This is a genomic window from Vibrio lamellibrachiae (assembly GCF_050337265.1).
Taxonomy (GTDB): Bacteria; Pseudomonadota; Gammaproteobacteria; order Enterobacterales; family Vibrionaceae; genus Vibrio; species Vibrio kyushuensis.
In genome coordinates this window covers 18579-40185 of record NZ_JAKJSU010000018.1, presented here as the reverse complement: position 1 = coordinate 40185, position 21607 = coordinate 18579, and the positions used below count along the sequence as shown (strand labels likewise).

At 44.9% G+C, this 21607-nt stretch carries 14 protein-coding genes; 11 read left to right on the top strand and 3 right to left on the bottom strand.

Translation table 11 applies throughout. From position 1 onward, the window contains the following. Positions 1-214 precede the first annotated feature (214 nt). The 7 genes from L4C54_RS22685 (at position 215) to L4C54_RS22655 (ending at position 10008) form a co-directional block, all read left to right on the top strand. Positions 215-1420 (top strand): ABC transporter substrate-binding protein, encoded by a 1206-nt coding sequence (locus tag L4C54_RS22685; protein WP_428809897.1) that lies wholly within the window; start codon positions 215-217, stop codon positions 1418-1420. Beyond that, on the top strand, positions 1417-3435 hold the full coding sequence (locus L4C54_RS22680) for an ATP-binding protein (protein WP_428809896.1): 2019 nt from the start codon (positions 1417-1419) through the stop codon (positions 3433-3435). The genes L4C54_RS22685 and L4C54_RS22680 overlap by 4 nt, the downstream gene beginning before the upstream one ends. Next, positions 3417-4769 (top strand): sigma-54-dependent transcriptional regulator, encoded by a 1353-nt coding sequence (locus L4C54_RS22675; RefSeq protein ID WP_428809895.1) that lies wholly within the window; start codon positions 3417-3419, stop codon positions 4767-4769. The genes L4C54_RS22680 and L4C54_RS22675 overlap by 19 nt, the downstream gene beginning before the upstream one ends. Before the next feature lie 184 nt (positions 4770-4953). Continuing rightward, the gene (locus tag L4C54_RS22670) at positions 4954-6294 is read left to right on the top strand and encodes an ABC transporter substrate-binding protein (RefSeq protein ID WP_428809894.1); all 1341 of its coding nucleotides are present in this window, start codon (positions 4954-4956) and stop codon (positions 6292-6294) included. An 85-nt stretch (positions 6295-6379) separates the two neighbouring features. Further along, positions 6380-8128 carry an ABC transporter permease gene (locus tag L4C54_RS22665; protein ID WP_428809893.1) on the top strand — a complete coding sequence of 583 codons (1749 nt, stop codon included), beginning with the start codon at positions 6380-6382 and terminating at the stop codon, positions 8126-8128. Between the two features lie 17 nt (positions 8129-8145). Continuing rightward, the gene (locus L4C54_RS22660) at positions 8146-9222 is read left to right on the top strand and encodes an ABC transporter ATP-binding protein (protein ID WP_428809892.1); all 1077 of its coding nucleotides are present in this window, start codon (positions 8146-8148) and stop codon (positions 9220-9222) included. A gap of 156 nt (positions 9223-9378) precedes the next feature. After that, positions 9379-10008 carry a response regulator gene (locus tag L4C54_RS22655; protein WP_428803923.1) on the top strand — a complete coding sequence of 210 codons (630 nt, stop codon included), beginning with the start codon at positions 9379-9381 and terminating at the stop codon, positions 10006-10008. 27 nt (positions 10009-10035) lie between these two features. Here L4C54_RS22655 and L4C54_RS22650 read toward each other — a convergent pair whose 3' ends face one another. Next, positions 10036-11766, bottom strand: coding sequence for a potassium/proton antiporter (locus L4C54_RS22650; RefSeq protein WP_428809891.1), 1731 nt, complete (start codon positions 11764-11766; stop codon positions 10036-10038). Positions 11767-12117: 351 nt separating this feature from the next. Between L4C54_RS22650 and L4C54_RS22645 the strand changes: the two genes are divergently transcribed. From L4C54_RS22645 to L4C54_RS22635, 3 genes are all read left to right on the top strand, one after another. Then, positions 12118-12381 carry a DUF4212 domain-containing protein gene (locus L4C54_RS22645; protein ID WP_428803925.1) on the top strand — a complete coding sequence of 88 codons (264 nt, stop codon included), beginning with the start codon at positions 12118-12120 and terminating at the stop codon, positions 12379-12381. A 12-nt stretch (positions 12382-12393) separates the two neighbouring features. Next, entirely contained in the window at positions 12394-14121 is a 1728-nt protein-coding gene (locus tag L4C54_RS22640) for a sodium:solute symporter family protein (RefSeq protein ID WP_428803926.1), read from the top strand. A 123-nt stretch (positions 14122-14244) separates the two neighbouring features. Next, on the top strand, positions 14245-14733 hold the full coding sequence (locus L4C54_RS22635; RefSeq protein ID WP_428803927.1) for a hypothetical protein: 489 nt from the start codon (positions 14245-14247) through the stop codon (positions 14731-14733). A gap of 106 nt (positions 14734-14839) precedes the next feature. On the opposite strand, the gene L4C54_RS22630 is transcribed toward L4C54_RS22635, so the two are convergent. Together L4C54_RS22630 and L4C54_RS22625 are read right to left on the bottom strand one after the other, a co-directional pair. Next, positions 14840-18271 (bottom strand): hybrid sensor histidine kinase/response regulator, encoded by a 3432-nt coding sequence (locus tag L4C54_RS22630; protein WP_428809890.1) that lies wholly within the window; start codon positions 18269-18271, stop codon positions 14840-14842. 107 nt (positions 18272-18378) lie between these two features. Continuing rightward, positions 18379-19563: a 3-phenylpropionate MFS transporter gene (locus tag L4C54_RS22625; protein ID WP_428809889.1), complete on the bottom strand. Its 1185-nt coding sequence runs from the start codon at positions 19561-19563 to the stop codon at positions 18379-18381. A gap of 212 nt (positions 19564-19775) precedes the next feature. Here L4C54_RS22625 and L4C54_RS22620 point away from each other — a divergent pair, with 212 nt between their 5' ends. Continuing rightward, the gene (locus L4C54_RS22620; RefSeq protein WP_428809888.1) at positions 19776-21602 is read left to right on the top strand and encodes a DUF294 nucleotidyltransferase-like domain-containing protein; all 1827 of its coding nucleotides are present in this window, start codon (positions 19776-19778) and stop codon (positions 21600-21602) included. Positions 21603-21607: the final 5 nt, after the last annotated feature.

Here is a 21607-nt window from a genome sequence, read left to right as displayed (position 1 = left end):
ACCAAATAACACCATCAGTGCCTATGCGGTTAGACTCGACATAGGCACTGTCTATCTCACTGACACCAAATTATTCCCTTGATAAATAGATGAATAAGACCATTACGTTCTTATTAGCGAGAACTATTTAGCTCACAAAAACAAATGTTTCATTTTTGTTACAAGAAAAAAGCCGTAATAATAACCGCTGTGCAATTATTAGGTGCTGCCTCTCATGCGTTTCAATCTTCGTTGTACCATCGTTTCTTGCCTTATTTTTCCGATTAATATCGCTTGGGCTGCACCTTCTATTCTCATCTTAACCTCTTACCCTGAAAGCTTTTATTCCCCCATTACCCAAGCATTCAATCAACAATACCCTGACATCACACTGCGCGTTCTCAACAAAAAAACCCCCGCCCTCATCACACATGTCGTCTCAAAACGATCACCAACGGCGGATCTGGTTTGGCTCAGTTCATCCGATGCAATGGCTCAGCTTCATACCCAGCAATACATTGATGAGCCAAGTACCTTTGCTTGGTCTCAGTTCGGTTTTCTTTGGCATCAGGATAAACTCAAGAGCCATAACCTCTCACCACCAGAGAAGTGGGAAGATCTGCTAAAACCTGAATTTGCTAACCAAGTTGCGCTAAGTGCCCCCTCTCGTTCAGGGACCAATCACCTACTCATTGAGCTTGTGTTGCAACAATATGGCTGGGAGAGTGGTTGGGCGTTGCTCAATCAATTAGGAGGGAACATAGCAACCATTACTGCGCGTAGCTTTGGCGTTAGAGAAGGAATACTTAAGCAACGCTTTATCACTGCACCCGTGGTCGATTTCTTTTATAAGAGCGCGCTGGCACAAGGGCATAATGTCGGGTTTAAGCCCCTTCCCTACACGCCATTAATTCCCGCTCAGATCGCCACCTTAAAATCTCATGGCGGTAACCCAAGTGCGCTTAAATTTATTCAATTTCTGACCTCTACCGAAGGCCAATCCTTAATGGAGTCACCGCATGTCGGTCGAATTCCATTAAACGTCGGTCGTCAAATCACCCAACAGCAGTCACTTCCTCCCTTTGATGCGAACCTTTCAGCTCAGCGTTACCACACCGTCAATGTCCTCTTTGATTTCATCGTCACGCAGCGACTACCGCAGTTACAAGAATTTTGGCAACAGTGGGCGCAACTCAATAACCAACCACTGACTGAAGAAGAAGAGCGCTACTTACAAAGTGCCGTCCAAATAATCATTAAAGCGCCCGTTGATGAGTCCGTTGCTTCAGACCCAACCCTTAATCAAAAGTTGAGCCCACCATTTAAATATGAACATTTTTATCAACGTGTGACTAAGGGGTGGGAAGCGGAATTAAACGCCCAACTTGAGCAAGCGTATCAGCAGCTAGAATACGTTATCGCATTAAGGAGAGGGGTATGAAAAAGCGTCACAGTATCGCGACGCGAATCTTCGCGTTGTTTGTCCTGCTTGGCGTGTTAGCAGGCAGCTTCATCCTATCTAATTCTCTTTCAATGCAAAATCTTGCTAATCGCTCAGAAGCCCTCATCAACACCCAACTTCCTACTCTTGTGGCTGCTGCAAAAGTGGCCCAAGTAGGAGGAAGTATCACCACTGACGCCAGTAACTTAGCGTTAGCAAATACCCAGCAAGCCCTTTCCAAAGCACAGACTAATTTACAGTATTTGATACCCGAATTAGAGCGCTTAGTTGAGTCCAGTAATAACCATAGTAGACCCATAGAATTTGACAGCTTAATAGAAGCGCTAAGCCTTAATATCGATAGTATGGCGAAAAATACCCAGCAAAAAATTCATATCCAAAAACTACAAACTCAGCTCAGACAGCAACTTCATTGGCTACAAATCGATTTTGTTGATGAGGTTTCCCCTCTTATCACTGAAAGTAAATACAACTTAGAGCTGCTATTAGAGAAGCTCACCACTCGACAAGACCTAAGCTACGATGAATTTACAACGCTAAAACAAGAGATAACAGTGCAAGAGCAGCTGCTAAATCTAGGGGCTAACTCAAACTTAGTCTTTGATTTATTGCAACGGGCTTCACTATTCAACAGCCGTAACGACATTCTCGCCGCCCAAAGCGTCATTGATGAAACAGTGCCGAGTATTCAAATTCAAATAGAGGCGCTGAAAAGCTTACCGAGTACCGTTACTATTCGACAAATAGCAAAACAGTTGAATGAACTTACTGATGACAACCATAGCACTCTCAATAACGGCCTGAGAGTATTAGCCTTGGCTGACCACAACAGTGAGCTTCTGAGAGAAAATCAACACCTCATACAGCGCGTAAAATTGATCATCAATCAAGCTGTATCTAATGCTGAGCTGCAAAACAGCGTTAATGCCGATCAACTTGCCATCGTAATAAACAATAGCCGAACTCAGTTAAACATCACCTTGGTGGCCATTGCCTCACTAACTCTACTCGTTGGCTGGTACTTACGCTCTCAACTGCTCTATCGATTATCTCTTGTGCTGCGCAGTATGCGCCATCTTGCTAACGGGGAAGCGCAAAGACAGATTCATATCAATGGCCAAGATGAAGTCGCCTCACTAGCAAAAGCCACCAACATTTTTAACCAACAAGCGTTGCAACTGCAGCGACACAGTCATGAGCTAGAAGAGAAGAACAGCCAATTAATTGAAGAGATACAACAACGACGACAAACCGAACAGGAGCTAAAAGATACCCAGTCAGACCTTATCCAAGCGGGCAAGCTTGCTGTATTAGGTCAAATGACAACAGGCATCGTGCATGAATTCAGCCAGCCTCTCGCAGCGATTCGCTCTAATAGCTACCTAACCGAGCAGTACATCACCAAGCAGCAGAACGACAATGCACTTAGTAAACTACAACGTATCAACCTTATTACCGACAGAGCCACCAAGCTCTGCCAGCACCTAAAATCATTTGCCCGCAAGACAGATGATATTACTCAGCCTACGTCGGTTTATTTAGCACTAAGAAATGCCATAGAGCTATTCGTCGATAAACTGCCGCCTGAGTGGATCGAAAATAACATCGACACAGAACTTTATGTTTCAGCCAATGAAGTCCGTTTAGAGCAAGTATTTGTTAATCTCATCAGTAACAGTATTGATGCGATACAAGCCCGCCTAGAGTTAGACCTCGAATCTAAACCGGCACCTGCCCTAGCTAAAATCTCCATTTCAGCCAAACCTTGTAAAGAGATGATTAAGATCTCCCTTATCGACACAGGGCTAGGTATGACAAGCCATCAATTAGACAACATATTCGAGCCTTTTTTTACCACCAAAGAAGTGGGTAAAGGGCTTGGGCTCGGTATGTCGATTACTCATAATATAATTCAAGACTTTGGTGGCATGATTGAGATTAGCTCATCCCCAGAGCAAGGAACGGAGGTGACCTTATGTCTCAAACTAACGTAATTTTGGTCGAAGATGATAAAGAAATTCGCGAGAGCTTAAGTGAGATACTGCAGATCAATGACTTCTCTGTCACCGCGTTCTCATCCGCAGATAAAGCACTGCCGTGTGTACAGTACAACGGTAATAGCGTTGTCATCACCGATATCCGAATGCCTAATATGGATGGTGTTCAGTTTCTCGAGCACTTACAACAACTCGATTCAGATCTGCCCGTTATTATTATCTCAGGTCATGCGGATATTGAAATGGCGCTGCAATGCATCAAGCTTGGTGCCTTTGATTTTATTGAAAAGCCGTTACACCCAGACCACCTCATCGGCATCACCAGCAAGGCAATTCAGCATCGAGCACTGATACTAGAGAACCGACGCTTAAAACAGCTCTCCCCTCGTAATATCCAGTTAGATGAATTGCTATTAGGGGAGTCCGACTCAATGCAAAAGCTCAAGCAAAGACTGACGACCTTAGCCAATGCAGACGTTAATATAGTCATCAATGGAGAGACTGGCACAGGTAAAGAAAAGATCGCTCGCACCCTGCACCATCAATCTAATAGAAAAGAGCAACCTTTTGTCGCCATCAACTGTGGTGCCATGCCAGAAAACCTTATTGAATCGGAGCTATTTGGTCATGAAGCTGGGAGCTTTACAGGTGCGAGTAAAAAACGAATTGGAAAAATAGAATATGCCTCAGGAGGAACGCTGTTTCTTGACGAAATAGAGAGCATGCCGTTGAGCGCGCAAATTAGGTTGCTACGAGTAGTACAAGAGGGAGAGTTAGAACGAGTCGGCAGCAACCAAAGTGTCAAAGTCGACTTGAAAGTTCTTTCAGCCTCCAAGGATGATCTCTTCACACTGTCTCAAAACGGTTCATTTCGCCAAGATCTCTATTACCGTTTAAATGTAGCGAGTTTAGACATTCCTCCACTTCGCCAACGTAAAAGCGATATTCCTTTACTACTCAGCCATTTTATTCACTCGGCACAGCAACGATTAAATAAAAAGGCACCTACGCTGTCTCCAATACACTTTCAGCACTTAATGTCCCACGACTGGCCTGGTAATGTGCGTGAGCTCATGAATGAAGCCGATCGCATTGTATTGGGTATTTCTGATTTAATCTTTACCCCTCACCAACAAGAGTGCCATAGCCTTGGACACCAACTGGCTCAATTTGAGCTATCTGTTCTACACCACACACTCACAAGCTACCAAGGCCATATCGGTGAAAGCGCCGAACATTTGGATATTCCAAGGAAAAACCTCTATTTGCGGATGAAAAAATTTGGTTTGCGCCGTGAAGATTATCAAACAGAAGAGACTCTTGAGGAGTAGGTCACTTTTGACCTACGCTTTAACAGCATTAGTCTAGAAGTGACCTATAGCATCTAGCCATCTAATTATAAGCGATTGAAAATACTTAATTTAACCTTTTATTAACATTGGCACGCTAATTGGAATACCTAAGAGGCATCTCTTATCGAGAGCGCCTCTTAACTATTTTAATATGGAGTGAATAATGAAACATGGAATCAATTTGCTTAAAGTAGCCAGTGCGTTAACGCTTGCACTCAGTGGCTCATCCGCTTTTGCTAAAACAGATAACCAACTCACTATCGTCACCTCATTCTCCAATGACGTTACTGATGTATACAAAACGGCCTTTGAGAAAAAATACCCTGACATCAAAGTAGAAATTTTAAAAAAGAAAACCACGTCAGGCATCAAATACCTACAAGAAACGCAGTCACGTAATACCTCTGATATTTTCTGGGCATCTGCGCCTGATGCTTTTGAAGTACTGAAAGACAATGAATTGTTAGAGCAATATCAATCCTCTGTATCCGGTATTCCAGAAAAAGTTGGCAGCTTCCCTATCAATGATCCTGATGGCTACTACAAAGGTTTTGCCCTATCGGGTTATGGCATGATGTGGAATGAACGCTACATCAAAGCGAAAAAGCTTCCTGTACCACAGGAGTGGGAAGATCTCGCAGATCCGATTTATCATAAGCATGTTGGTATGTCAGCGCCATCGCGCTCAGGCACTACTCACCTAACCGTAGAGGCTATTTTACAAGGTAAAGGTTGGCAGCAAGGTTGGACAACCTTGAAGGCTATTTCAGGTAACTTCAAGACAGTAACAGAGCGAAGCTTTGGCGTGCCTGATGGGGTTAACAGTGGTTCATTTGGCATCGGCATCGTGATTGATTTCTTTGGCCTCTCGTCAAAAGCGACCGGATTCCCCGTTGACTTTAACTACCCAACGGTCACGGCACTGGTTCCCGCGAATGTTGGTAAGATAAAGAATGCCGCCAACCCGGAAGCTGCGAATGCTTTCATTGATTTCTTGTTGTCTGAAGAAGGGCAAAATCTACTACTGAATAAAAAAATTCAGCGCTTGCCGGTTAATCCTGCCGTTTATGCCAGTACACCGGAAGGATTTCCAAACCCGTTTACAGGAGAAAAACTCGGTACTGTCGACTTTGACCTCAACCTTTCTAAATCTCGCTACAACGTGGTTAACAGCCTTTTCGATGTCATGATCACTTACCGACTAGAAGAGCTTCGTGATGCAACGAAGCTTATTCAAGAAGCTGAAGATAAAGCCAAAGGAAATAACAACACAAAAGCGAATGAGATGATTGCGCAAGCTAAGACTCTTATAAATCAACTTCCTATCACCGCTGAACAGGCAAGTGACCCAGAATTTGCTGGCATCTTTACTAAAAAGCGTAAAAAAGCCACAGATAAGGTTACGGCTCGCCAAGCTGAAATTGAGCAATCGTGGGATAACAAGGTGGTTGCCAACTACACCGAGGCATCACTGTTAGCCGAGAAAGCACTCGACTTACTCTAGTCATTCCCCTTCCCCAACATACCGATAAGCACCACTGGAAATGTGGTGCTCTGGGAAGTTTTGTCTCAATTATTTGGAGCCTAATATGAGTAGTGTTTCTCTACCACAAGATAATAAGACCACCTCGAATGGAAAAAATGGTCTAATCAAAAAGATCCGTGAAGATTGGGGCTTATATCTCAGCGCGATTATTATCGCCTTGTTTATCCTCGTGTTCTTATTTATCCCAGTCATTAAAGTCATTTTTGTTGCGTTTCAAAACCAAGAAGGAGGCTTTACCTTAGTTAACTTTCAAGACTTCTTTAGTTCGAGTCTATTTCGAGAGTCATTCTTTAACTCTTTTTACGTCGCCTTTATGTCGGTGATCGTCGCCTCTATTATCGCTATGCCACTGGCCTATTTTACTAGCCGATTCCAGTTTAAAGGGACGGTTCTGATTCAGACATTAGGTATTGTTCCACTGATTATGCCTCCTTTCATTGGCGCTGTAGCTATGCAGTTGTTGTTTGGCGAAAATGGCACAATGAATCTGCTTCTCGACGAGTACCTCGGATTCACTGTCCCTATCATGGAAGGGCTGAATGGGGTTATCTTCGTCCAAAGTGTCCACTATTTTCCATTTATTCTCATAAACTTATCGGCGGCACTGCAAAACATTGATCGCTCTATGGAAGAGTCCGCACAGTCACTCGGTTCATCAGGATTGAAGCTATTTCGACGCATTGTATTTCCACTGGCGATGCCGGGTTACGTTGCAGGAGCATCATTAGTCTTTGTTAAAGTTTTTGATGATTTGGGCACGCCACTGCTGCTGAACGTCAACAATATGCTGGCACCACAAGCGTACCTACGTATCTCATCGGTTGGGATTTCAGATCCAATGGGTTACGTAATTTCGGTCATCTTAGTTGCGTTCTCTGTGTTTGCTCTGTGGATCTCTTTTTTAGCACTTAGAGGAAAAGATTACTCAACCACACAAAAAGGGGGCGGAGGTCTCTCTAAGCGTGAACTTCGTAAAGGGGAAATGATTGGTTGCTATGCCGTCATTGCACTGATTTTAATGCTCGTACTTGCCCCTCATTTTGCACTGCTATTACTCTCGTTCGGGACTATTTGGAGCTACAGCCCACTTCCTGATGGCTACACTCTCGATCACTACACGACCGCGATTACTCAAGCGTCTGACTTCATCACCAATACACTGCTCTATGCGGGGTTAGCTGGTGTTATTGATGTCATTCTGGGTACCGCTATCGCTTATCTTGTTTGGCGTACAAAAATGGTTGGCCGTAAATGGCTAGACTTCGGTGCCATGGCTGCTCTTGCTGTTCCTGGCGTTGTTCTAGGTATTGGCTACCTACGAACCTTCTACGATGTGGATCTGCCAATCGTGGGAACCTCTATGGCCACATGGTGGGGAATTATTGTTATCGCGCTTTCCGTAAGAAGGCTTCCTTACGCTCTACGCTCTTGTGTTGCCGCACTGCAGCAAGTTAGCCCATCTCTTGAGGAAGCCTCTTCCAACTTAGGAGCCAATAGAGCCACCACTATCCGTCGAATTGTAGTGCCTTTAATGGCTGCGGGTATTCTGGCTGGCTTTGTGACCGCATTTGCGACCGCAGCCGTTGAGCTTTCCGCCACCATCATGCTTGTTTCCCAAGAGTCTGATGCGCCATTGGCCTATGGCTTGTATATATTCATGCAAAGTGCCGCAGGGCGTGGTCCAGGCGCTGCACTAGGAGTCATTGCTGTACTGATTGTCGGTCTGGCTACCTATGTCTCTCATACTATTGTTGAACGCACTCGCCAAGCCCACGGCGAAAAAAGTCACTAAGATAAAAGGAATTCTCTATGAGCTTACAAGCCCAACAACAAGCTGGAATTACGATTAAAGAACTCACCCTCTCTTTTGGTGAAACAGAGGTACTCAAAGGCATTAACCTTGATATAAAACCGGGCGAGTTCTTTGCTTTTTTAGGACCGTCTGGGTCAGGAAAATCGACGCTACTCCGTGCTATTGCAGGTTTTGGCCCGACACCTCAGGGGCAAATTTTGTTAGGTGATGAAAGTGTACTCGAGCAGCCTCCTTGGAAACGTAATGTCGGGATGGTTTTTCAAAGTTACGCTCTTTGGCCTCACATGACCGTTAGGCAAAATGTCGCTTATGGCCTTGAAGAGCGCAAGGTAGCGAAGCCAGAAATCAAAAAACGCGTCGATGAAGCGCTCAATCTAGTCGGACTATTTCATCTTGCCGAGCGCCGTCCTTCTCAGCTTTCAGGGGGGCAACAACAACGCGTTGCAATTGCTCGAACCGTCGTGGTTGAACCCAGAGTGCTGCTACTTGATGAGCCGCTATCGAACCTTGATGCGAACCTACGTGAACAAATGCGTCGAGACTTATTAGACCTACAACGGCAGTTAGGACTAACCACCATATTTGTAACCCATGACCAAGAGGAAGCCAATACGATTTCCGATCGGATGGCCGTATTAGATCAAGGAGTAATCCAGCAAGTTGGTGAGCCCATTGATCTTTATGACAACCCCGCCAATCGGTTTGTTGCAGATTTCCTTGGCACGGCTAACGTGCTGAATGGGCAAGTTAAAAGCAATGCTTCTGGCTCTTTCTTTGAAACAGAGTCGGGGATTCACTTCCCATATCATGGCAAAGAGAAAGGCGATACTTCCCTCATTTTCAGACCACAAAGCTTATCGGTGTGCCACAACACTCCCGCACACAATTCCATTACATTAGCAGGTCAGGTTAAGCATCGTGAGTTTCTAGGGCACTTGATACGTTATGGTATTGAGGTGGGAGGGCAGACATTAATGGTTGATGACCCTCATTTACGAGGTGCAAAACACCTTACAACCGGTGCAGACATTGTGCTTGAGTTAGACCCGAAGGAGATAATTTCTTTAAGCTAGCCATTTCATTTTAATAAACGGTTAAGAGTTGGGAGTGATAACCCAACTCTTTCACATTTTAGGAAGAAAAGTCAGGCAATAAGCCTGTATTGGTTGTCACGCTGCTCTCAAGTGGTGATACTAAATTTAACTTTTTCCTAATAAGTGCATAACCTTATGGAACCAACCTATTCCATTATCATTGCTGATGATCATCCGCTATTTCGCAATGCATTATTTCAGTCAGTTCATATGGCCGTCAGTGGGGCAAACTTACTTGAAGCCGATTCTCTGGATGCACTTCTTAGCTTATTGAAAAAAGAAGATGAGCCCGATCTGCTGTTGCTTGATCTTAAAATGCCCGGTGCTAATGGTATGTCTGGCCTTATTCACCTTCGAGCTGAATACCCAGATCTGCCGATTGTTGTAGTATCAGCCAGTGAAGAAGCGTCGGTGGTAAGTCAGGTTAAAAGCCATGGGGCGTTTGGTTTCATCCCTAAATCAAGTGATATGCGAGAGCTAATTAGTGCGCTTAACCAAGTCCTTAACGGCGACCCATTTTTCCCTGAAGGATTGATCACCAACAATGCCGCCTGTAACGATTTGGCAGAAAAAATTTCAGCCCTGACACCGCAACAATATAAGGTACTAGGAATGCTCTCTGATGGGCTACTCAACAAGCAGATTGCTTATGAGCTCAGTGTTTCAGAAGCAACCATCAAAGCGCATATGACTGCCATCTTCCGAAAGCTTGGGGTTAAAAACCGTACTCAGGCCGTTATTCTTATACAAGAGCAGCACAACTAGTTCAGTGAAGACCAGAAGTAAACTCTGCTACGAGTTTTCTTCTGGTAAGCACAACCCTATCTTAATCACTTCATGATCCTGCACTTCTGCAATCACCCAATGAAGATTTTCCCAATCAAAACTATCGCCTAGAACAGGGTATTGCCCGATCTGTTCTTTCGCCAGTTGCTGAAGTGTTATGCTCTGATCTTCCAATGAAACTGAAATGCCATAGTGTTCGACAATACTTTGAATTGAGGTCGTCGCATCAAGAAAGAAATCACCATAGAAACGTGCCGTGTCTTCTTGTTCAACAGGGGCTTCACTAAATAGCTCACTTAACGCATCAAGATTCTTATCTTGCCCCAATACACACAATGTATCGTTCGCTTCCAATACCGTGCTTCCTGACGGGTGCAGCAGTGTGTTATTTCTAAATAATGCCGTAATTCTTGTCCCTTCTGGCATCGTCAGGCGTTTAAGTGGTTCGCCAATACACCACTTTTCTTCCTTAAGTTTGTAGACAAACATCTCCCACTCACTGGTTGGGAAAATCTCAATACCACTGCGAGAGATTGGGCTTGGTTTCGGCGGTAGTGAAACGTTCGCTAGAGAAGCGGCTTTCATCAGACTGCCACCTTGAATGATCAATGAAACCATAACAACAAAGAAGGCAATATTGAAATAGAGCTGGGCGTTAGGTAGCCCTGCCATCATCGGGAATACAGCAAGGATGATCGGCACTGCACCTCTAAGTCCAACCCAAGAAAGAAACCAACGTTCACGAGTATTAAAGCTTCTAAATGGTAATAAGCCTAACCAGACTGAGATCGGCCTTGCGATTAGAATCATACCGAATGCTAACGCCAACGCTGGAAGCATTATCTCGAGTAGCGTTGATGGGGTAACCAATAATCCTAACACCAAGAACATCACGATTTGGCTAAGCCAGGTCATGCCATCGAGTACGCTTAAAATTGAGTGGCGAGACGTGGTTGGCTTGTTACCAATTAACAAGCCCACGATATAGATAGTAAGGATACCGCTGCCACCAAAAATAGTAGACAAGGCGAACAGTGCAATACCGCCACTGAGTACCAAGATAGAGTACATCCCTTCTGGCAGGTTGATTCGGTTCACCAACGACCACAACAACCAACCACCAACAAACCCAACCAACGCTCCAATACCAAACTGCATTGCAAAGCTGGTGAGTAAAAAGTTCATTCCCATATCCATCTCTGGACTGGATAGAATAGTAATGAGGGTGACAGTTAAAAATACGGCCATCGGATCATTAGTGCCCGATTCTATTTCAAGTGTCGCACCTACTCGCTCATTAAGGCTTTTACCTTTTAATAGCGAGAAAACCGCAGCCGCATCGGTCGAACCAACAATAGCTCCCACCAATATGCCTTGTAGCAAGGTAAGATCAAATAACCATGATGCCATGAGACCGGTCAGTGTTGCGGTACAAGCAACCCCAATCGTAGCTAATGAGAGTGATGGCCAGAAAGCGACCTTAAAGCTCGATACTTTGGTTCGCATACCACCATCCAGCAGGATAATCGCCAAAGCCAAATTACTAACAAGGTAAGTGAGAGAGTAGTCATCAAAATTAATACCGCCGGGGCCATCTTCACCCGCCAACATACCAACGAATAAGAAGACTAATAAAATGGGGACACCTAGCTTAGAAGAAGCACGACTGACTAGAACACTTATTGCGATTAATGTTGCTCCGGTTAGAAACAAACCATTGATAGTATCGACGTCCAATTTACCCTCCTAAGCGAAGCCATTTAGAGTGTTACAATATAACAAACATGCCGACTGAATAGTCAAAATGTTATAAGGAAATTACATTTAATTACCACTTATTCATAAACACGCAAGTTCAAGCTAAATATTTTACAACAATCATGCGATACATCATGCATACCAGCATTAGACCTTTGGCTAAATTAACAACGCATTAACATCACACTTTTCCCTCTAGCCTCACCTAAAAGCCTATTTTTCGACAGTTTTTACTTTATTGCCCACGACTAAAGTTGAAAAGATCCATTGTCCAGTCCTTGCTATTGTGAAAATGAAACAATTTATTAACAACACAAAAAGGAGACGGCAATGGCATTTGAAAATCAAGATCGCGCCAAGGCCTACTGGGACAAAAACGTAAGGTTGATGATCGGGCTACTGGTCATTTGGTTTACCGTATCGTTCGGTTGCGGCATCTTGTTCGTTGATGTTCTAAACCAATTCCAAATAGGCGGATACAAACTCGGGTTCTGGTTTGCTCAGCAGGGGGCTATATATGCATTTTTAGCCATCATTTTTTATTACGCGTGGAAAATGAGACAGATCGACCGCGAATTTAATGTAGACGAATAAGGAATACGTCAGATGGACTTGAAAACTATCACCTATCTCGTAGTAGGTGCCACATTTATCCTATATATCGGTATCGCCATTTGGGCGCGTGCTGGTTCAACCAAAGAGTTTTATGTTGCCGGCGGTGGTGTACACCCTATCGCTAATGGTATGGCAACCGCAGCCGATTGGATGTCAGCAGCGTCGTTTATTTCGATGGCTGGCCTGATAGCCTTCATGGGTTACGGTGGTTCAGTATTCTTAATGGGCTGGACGGGTGGCTATGTACTACTTGCCCTACTTCTAGCGCCTTACCTACGTAAGTTTGGTAAGTTCACTGTGCCTGAGTTTGTAGGTGAGCGTTTTTACTCTAAGACGGCTCGTGTTGTTGCTGTAGCGTGTTTGATCATCGCTTCTGTAACCTACGTTATCGGTCAAATGAAAGGGGTTGGTGTTGCCTTCGGTCGCTTCCTTGAAGTGGACTACTCAACCGGTCTTGTTATTGGTATGTGTATCGTATTCATCTACGCAGTAATGGGTGGAATGAAAGGGATTACCTACACACAGATTGCTCAATATTGCGTACTCATTTTAGCTTACACTATTCCAGCAATATTCATCTCCCTACAACTAACAGGTCACCCTCTACCCCAAATAGGTCTCGGGAGTACCATGCTCGGAACCGATGTCTATCTGCTCGACCGGCTCGATCAGGTGGTCACCGAACTCGGGTTTACCGAATATACCACCCAAGTTCGGGGCGATACCTTAAACATGTTCGTTTACACCATGTCTCTAATGATTGGTACTGCGGGTCTGCCTCACGTAATCATCCGTTTCTTTACTGTACCAAAAGTACGTGATGCTCGTACATCAGCAGGTTGGGCACTATTCTTCATTGCTATTCTTTATACGACTGCACCTGCTGTATCAGCAATGGCTCGTCTAAACCTGATGGATACGGTAAATCCAAATCCTGGCGAATATCTTGCTTACGATGAACGACCTGACTGGTTTAAAAACTGGGAGAAAACAGGACTTCTAGGCTTTGATGATATTAATGGTGATGGCAACATCCAATATACTTCTAACGCAGAAACAAACGAGCTAAAAGTTGACCGTGACATTATGGTACTGGCTAACCCTGAGATTGCGAAACTACCTAACTGGGTAATCGCACTAGTCGCAGCGGGTGGCTTAGCGGCTGCACTATCAACAGCGGCAGGTCTACTGCTAGCGATCTCCTCCTCCATATCGCACGACTTGATTAAAGGGGTGATCAATCCAAATATATCCGAGAAAAAAGAACTACTCGCCAGTCGAATATCCATGGCTGTAGCAATTGGTGTCGCGGGGTATCTAGGGCTTAATCCACCAGGGTTTGCCGCCGGTACTGTTGCTCTCGCCTTCGGTCTAGCTGCTTCCTCTATCTTCCCTGCGCTGATGATGGGTATCTTCAGCAAAGGGATCAATAAAGAGGGTGCTATCGCAGGTATGATTGCAGGTATCAGTATCACGCTGTTCTACGTATTCCAACACAAAGGCATTCTATTCGTTGCTGACTGGAAATTCTTAGAAAGCTGGGGTAGCAACTGGTTCCTAGGCATTGAGCCAAACGCATTCGGTGCCATTGGTGCGGTATGTAACTTTGTTGTGGCATTCGCTGTTTCGAAAGTAACCGCTGAAACACCACAAGAAGTAAAAGACTTAGTTGAGCATGTACGTATGCCAGCGGGTGCTGGTGATGCGGTTGATCACTAAAATCTAACCTAAACCACAAAAGCCCCTTCGGGGGCTTTTTTATTCTATTCAATGCTGTACTTTATCTATTATTACAATTAGTTACCCAGTCTACACAACGTCTTTAGCTGCAAGGAAGCCAATATGTTTAAAAGTAAGCACTTCATCGTCGCTATGCTTGTTACGCCAGTTCTCTCAATTCTCGCTTACGTTGGTACCGACATGGCCCTTAGTGAGAAGCCTCATGCGGCCAAAAAGGGAGAGGCCTACAAACTACTGAGTAAATCTAACTGTCGTTACACTAGTGGTTTGTGCGATATGGAAAATGGCGAGTTTAAAATTCAATTCCGCTCAGAAAGCGTGACTGATGAACAGCTCTACCTTAGCTTGACATCAAAGCTGCCTCTACAGGGCATAAAACTCTCACTCGTTGATAGCTTAGAAGCAACAGGGGATCCTATCGCCATGCAATCTGTCGATGAGACTAACCAAAAATGGCACATTAGCTTGCCTGCGCCAACTTCTGATGAAAACTGGTTAAGGGTTGCCGCTCAGGCCAGTGATACGCTGTATTATGGCGATACTCAGACCATATTCGTGACTTATGAAACACTGCTTGACCAAGCGCAATAGATTGGAAGAGCGCTCGCGGCTCTTCCAATAATAACTTCTGCATATCAAGTTAACTCTGCCGATAGTTAATACCACTTATCTACTAGGTAAATAGGCAACAAATAGGCTAGTTAACTTGATTCAAAATTGCTCTAAGTTTGAGTGGTTTGACTGGCTTTGGAATGAAAGCAAATCCATTAGACTTGATGCCTTCTAGCATATCATCGGTTCTATCCGCGCTGATGATAACCCCTTTAAAACTATCCCCTAGTCTCAAGCGGCACTGCTGAAGAACTTCTAATCCTGTACGACCATTGTCCAGTCGATAGTCAGAGAAGATAACATCAGGCACCCAGCTATTCTCTAGTGCCTTCATGCTCTGTACTAAGTCCATCGCAGTCTTAATCTCACACCCCCAGCGAGCCAGTAGGTTTTCCATTCCAACTAAAATTTCTTGCTCGTTATCCACACATAGAATTTTCAAATGAGACAAATCAGAGACTGGTAGTGATGGCGTTATAACCTCAATAATTTCATCGCTCTGTGCTCGATTCAGGGTAATCGAGAAGACGCTACCCCTATCTGGCCAAGAACGTAAAGAGATAGAGTGCCCCAATACATGAGCGATCCCTTTAGAGATCGCAAGCCCTAATCCAAGCCCTTGATCGGAGCGAATTTGGCTTCCTCGAGTGAACTCTTCAAAGATCTCTTGCTGCTTCCCTTCATCAATGCCGATACCGTTGTCCCAGACATCAATTCGAACATTGTCACCAATTCGCCTAACCCCTAAACGAACCTTACCTTTTGGGCAATACCGAAAAGCATTCGTCAAAAAGTTCTGCACGACTCGTCTTAGTAATTTAGGATCAGACTGAACCAGTAGTGATGATGGAATCATCTTAAATGAGAGCTGTTGCTGTTTCGCCAAAGCACTAAATTCAGCGTCAAGGTTGGCAAGCACGTCTTTAATCGCAAAGCTTTGGATATGGACATCCAACTTACCAGACTCTAGACGAGAGATATCGAGCAGATCACCAATAAGATCTTCTGCCGCCTCTAACGCACTCTCAATATGCGTTGATAGACCTTTAACTTCTTTATCTTTTGCCACTTCAGAAAGCGATGATGCAAACAGTCGCGCGGCATTGAGGGGCTGCATTAAATCGTGACTAACCGCAGCAAGAAAGCGAGATTTAGATTGAGACTCATGCTCTGATCGCTGAGTAGCACTGACTAACTGCTTATTGAGTCGCTCTAACTCCTGCGTTCGTTTTAGTACCCTAACCTCCAATGTTTCGTTCGCTTCTTTTAACGCCTGCTCTGCGTCTCTAAAGACGGTGATGTCGGTAAAGCTCATCACAAACCCTCCGCTAGGCATAGGGTTACCTTGAACCTCAATCACACGTCCATCAGGGCGAATTCGTGAAGAGGTATGACGGGTGCCTTGCTCTAGGTGTGATACTCGGCGCCGAACGTGGTCTTCAGGATCGCCAGGACCGCATAACCCATGCTCTGCATTGTGGCGAATCACATCGGAAATTGGCCGTCCAACTTGAATCAGCCCACTAGGAAACTCAAACAGTTCTAAATAACGCTGATTCCAAGCCACCAACCTAAGCTGTCTATCAACAACTGCAATGCCTTGACCAATGTGTTCAATCGCCCCCTGAAGCAGGCCTCGGCTAAAGTCGTACAGCTCTGAAGCTTCATCAACAATGGTCGCCACTTCTTCTAGCTGCATATTTTTACCTTGCAGGGCAGAAGTAAGCACTAACTTGGCAGAAGATGCGCCAAAAACACCCGCTAATACACGCTCGGTATGACGAATCAGAGTTGATGGTGCCTGTTGATTAGGCAATAAGGTTTCATGTTGCTGAGTCCAGTATTGGTTGAAGGCGTTACGCACTCTCGTTCGGCCCACAAAGCGAGAAGCGAGCATCTCTAACTCACCAACGGTAACACGACTTTGATACAGGCTCTGATTTTCACTCTCAGGCATTGGTGTGCCAATAAAAGAGGCCGACTGTAAGCGCTCACTTAGGCTTGATCGTGTCATCATTGAAATCACGACATAGCAAACCGTATTGCTCACAACACTGAGTAGCATTCCCCAGTCAGAGCTTTTAATCCCCCAGCCGCTTAGTGTTTCAGGCGGTGTAATCAACCAAATAAGTGCATTATTGCTGGCATCTCCAGCTAATACACCAGTTTGACTCATTAAGGTAATGAGCCAAATACCAAATCCAACCGCTAGACCAACATACACCCCTTTTCGGTTGCCTCTACGCCAGTACATACCACCTATAAGTGCGGGCGCGAACTGAGTAATCGCAGCAAATGAGAGAAAGCCAATCGCGGACAAGGAGTGAATGGTATCAAGTGCTTGATAAAACCCCCATGCACCGATTAACAGCAGCAGAATCAGCGCTCGCCTAATGATCAGAAGTAACCCAGAGAAGTGACGATAGTTACGGTCTGTAATACGCATACGACGCAGTAGAAGTGGCATCACCAAGTCATTGGAGACCATGATCGCTAACGCAATCGTCGAGACAATCACCATCCCGCTGGCAGCCGATGTACCACCTAAAAAGGCCAATAGTGCGATGTTATTGGCACCCACTGACATTGGTACACTGATCACGTAGGCGTCCGCCGGGCTTCCACCAAGTAAGCTTTGTCCGACCCAAGCGATAGGAAGAACGAAGATCCCCATTAAAATAAGGTAGAGCGGGAACAGCCAACGGGCAGTATGGAGATCTTGAGCGCGCTCATTCTCCACCACCATGGTATGAAACTGCCGTGGTAAACAGACTATCGCGACCATGGTCAGTGCAGTATGAATAAGAAGTGTCGGTATATTTGGCGATTGATAAGTCTGCTTGGCAACTGAGACAAGGTCGACATGCTCTTGATTCCAAGCCAAATAGATAATAAAAAAACCAACGGTCAAAAAGGCCACCAGCTTAATCACTGATTCAAAAGCAATGGCCATCATCATACCGCGGTGATGTTCAGTGTTATCAATATGTCTGGTACCAAACAGCATGGTAAAAATAGCCAAAGCAGCAACAACAAACCAAGAAACATACCGTTCTTGATAGCCTAAATCGGACGCTAAGTTTGGGGCTACAATGTCTAACCCCATGGTAATGCCACGAAGCTGCAATGCGATGTAAGGCAGTATTCCAGCAACCGCTATGAGCGTAACAGCAACCGCTAATCCCTGAGATTTCCCATACCTTGCAGCAATAAAGTCAGCAATTGAGGTGATGTGTTCACGTTTTGCGGTTAATACCAAGCGAGCAAGGACTCGCCAGCCAAAGGTAAAAACAAGAATGGGGGCAATGTATATCGGTAAGAATGACCAAGGATTACTGCTTGCCTGCCCAACCGTTCCGTAGAAGGTCCAAGAGGTACAGTACACTGCAATTGATAAGCTGTAGATCCATGGTCGCCACTTGGCAAGCCAGTTCGTTTGACGATCACCATACCAAGCGATGAGAAAGAGAACGCCAAGATAAGCGAGCGAAACAGGTATGACAATCCATCCTTGCATTAGAGATCCTTTCTAAGCGATTAATTTCTGTGTTCATATAAAAAAACCTCTCCACAGGGAGAGGTTCTATTTAACTAAGTAACTGCTGTAATCTCAATCAATTGAGTCTAATTCTGTGCTTTGGGCTCGGCTTTATTAACATCGGTGATCTTGGATGCTCTGGGTTCTACTTTCACAAACAGAGCCAATGCCCCCATTAGCGACATTGCCCAGAAAACATTAGCGCCCCAATTATCGTAACCCCAGCCACTTAATGTGGTGATTAGAGCGATAACAGCACCAAGTGGAATAGCATTATACAGCGCCTGCAGTGCCACCATTTTATGCTCTTCTTCCTGCTGTATATATTGAATTGCGGCAATGTGCGCCATCGCGAAGGTCACACCGTGCAGCAGTTGAATCAGTACCAACGCTGAAAGATCCGTCGTTGAAGCCGTCATCCCCCAACGAACCATCACACCAATAGATGCCGTCACAAAGAGTGCTCGGAGTGTCCAACCTGAAAAAATGCGCTTACTAAAGGCAAACACCATCACCTCAGCAACAACACCCAAGCTCCATAAGTAGCCAATAATATCGGCAGAGTAACCTGCATCTCGCCAATATATGGCACTGAAACTGTAGTAGGCAGCATGACTACCTTGGATCAGAGCAATAAGCGTTAAGAACTTAACTACAGGCCATTCACGTAATAGTTGAGACACTTTCGGGCGCTCAACATGCTGCTTGCTTTGTGTCACCGGCATGGTGCTGATGCTACGCATTGAAATCAGCAGTGAAAAAAGCACTCCAGCTAAAGCGGTGTATAGAATCATGTCACTGCCGTACAGCGACACCAGATAGCCTACAACCGTAGAACCGCCAATAAAGGCAATAGAGCCCCATAATCGTGTTCTCCCATAGTCCAACATTTTCAGACGAGCATAGTAGTTAGCCAGAGCATCAGACAGAGGGACTATCGGACCGCAACAGAGATTAAATAGAACCGTTGCCAGCACCATCAACCAGAAGTCACCACCGGTAAAGAAGTGGAAGCCAATAAATAAGAAAGCCGCAAAACTGAGCCACCGAAGCGCGGGTAAGAGGTGTTCGGCTTTATGAATCCGAGGCGTAATGACAAGATTAGCCACACATCGTGTCGCGAAACCAATACCCACTAGGAGACCGATATCGGTTGCAGAAACGCCCTGCTCTTCAAACCAAAGAGCCCAGAACGGAAGATAAACACCGTAAGCAAAAAAGAAACCGAGAAAGTACTGGGAGATCCAGCCATAGGGAGATGGGGTTAGCATCGAGTGCTCCTAAAACATGGCAAAAGTGCAAGCGCGGCTATTATGGACCTAGATCATTTAATTAAAAAGGGAAGAAAGCCGCTTTACACATTTCCGCTTTAAAAACCGACAAAATGATCTTTTGCTTTAGTGATTATTAGACCAAAGTCGTCTGGAGGTACTGGTGAAAGTTGTCACACTGGTAGGTACGAAATTTACCAAGAGGAATGGTGATGCCAGACAAGTTTAATATGCAATCTCCACCTTTTGATCGCTTAACGGACAAACAGCAGCATCAACTACGCTCGTCTCTGGATGTTGCTTATTACCGCGACAAAGACATCATTTTACAGCCAGACCAGCCGTGTCAGCACCTTAATATATTAATCAAAGGGGCTGTTGAAGAGCGCTCAATCGACACCTCCGAAATCTATGCGCACTATGCCAACGATGACATGTTTGATGTCAGAGCACTATTTGAAGGTGAGGTTCGCCATCAATACATTGCATTAGAAGATACGCTGTCATACTTGCTACCAAAAGCGGTCTTTATTGAACTGTATGAAGCCAACGGGCAATTTGCCGCTTACTTTGATAATAATCTAAAAAACCGCCAAATCCTTATTGAAGCTGCGCAGCAGCAGCAAAACCTTGCCGAATTCATACTGACTAAAGTCGACCAATCGATCTATCACCCACCGATGATCCTAAAGCCTGAACAGCCTCTTAATGAGGTGACACTTCAACTAAAAGAGAGCGGTGTTGACTCAGCATTGGTTAGACTATCCGATAATGATGCTCGTTTAAGCAATAGCCCAAACGAACTTCCATATGCCATCGTAACTAGAACCAACATGCTTCATGCCGTGATGCTAGAGAACCAAACTTTAGATACTGAGATTGGAAAAATAGCGACATTTCCCGTTCTTCATATCGACGATGGTGACTTCCTATTTAACGCTATGATCACCATGACACGGAATAAGATGAAGCGAGTGATGGTCTGTGATGGTAAAGATGCAGTGGGTATGCTCGATATGACCCAGATCCTCAGTGCCTTCTCTACCCATTCACACGTACTCACCCTTAGTATAGCCAGAGCCTCGAGTGTTGAAGAATTAGCACTGGCTTCAAACAAGCAGAGGCAATTAGTCGAAAGCTTATTAGGCAATGGTATTCGCACCAGATTTATCATGGAACTCATTGCCGCAGTCAATGAACAGATCATCGAAAAAGCGTTTGAGTTAGTCGTGCCACCAGCGCTTCATGATCACTGTTGTTTAATAGTGCTAGGTTCAGAGGGGCGTGGCGAACAAATTTTAAAAACCGATCAAGACAACGCGCTCATTATCAAAGACGGGCTTGAGTGGGAAAACTGCCAAAGTGTGATGGATGAGCTTACTCATACATTACAGCAGCTCGGTTACCCTTTATGTCCAGGTGACGTTATGGTGAACAACCCCAAATGGGTCAAGACTCAACAGCAGTGGAAAGATACCGTGAGTCGCTGGATTCAAGGCGCTAAACCCGAGCACGTCATGGATCTCGCAATCATAGCCGATGCCCATGCCGTTGCGGGAAACCGAGACCTACTTACCAGCGTGAGTGAGCACTTACACGGCTTAATGAAAAATAAGATGTTAGTTCTACAAGAGTTTACTCGCCCCGCTTTGCAGTTCTCTATTCCGCTAACCCTATTTGGTAACGTAAAGCGAAACAAAGAAGGCTTAGATATTAAGCGAGGGGGCATTTTCCCCATCGTACACGGCATTCGAACGCTTTCACTTGAATATGCGTTGAGTGAGAAAAATACCTTTGATCGAATTAATGAACTCCAAGCTAAGCGTATTTTAGAACCAGAAACTGCAGATAATCTCAGTGAAGCGCTCAAGCTGTTCTTCAAGCTGCGCCTGTCACAGCAACTCTCACAGCGCCACAATTCAAATAATATTGAGCTCAAACAGCTCGATAGAACAGAGCGAGATTTGCTACGTCACAGCCTTCATGTAGTAAAGAAATTTAAGCAGCTGCTGGGCTATCACTATCAAATTAGAGACTAGCTACC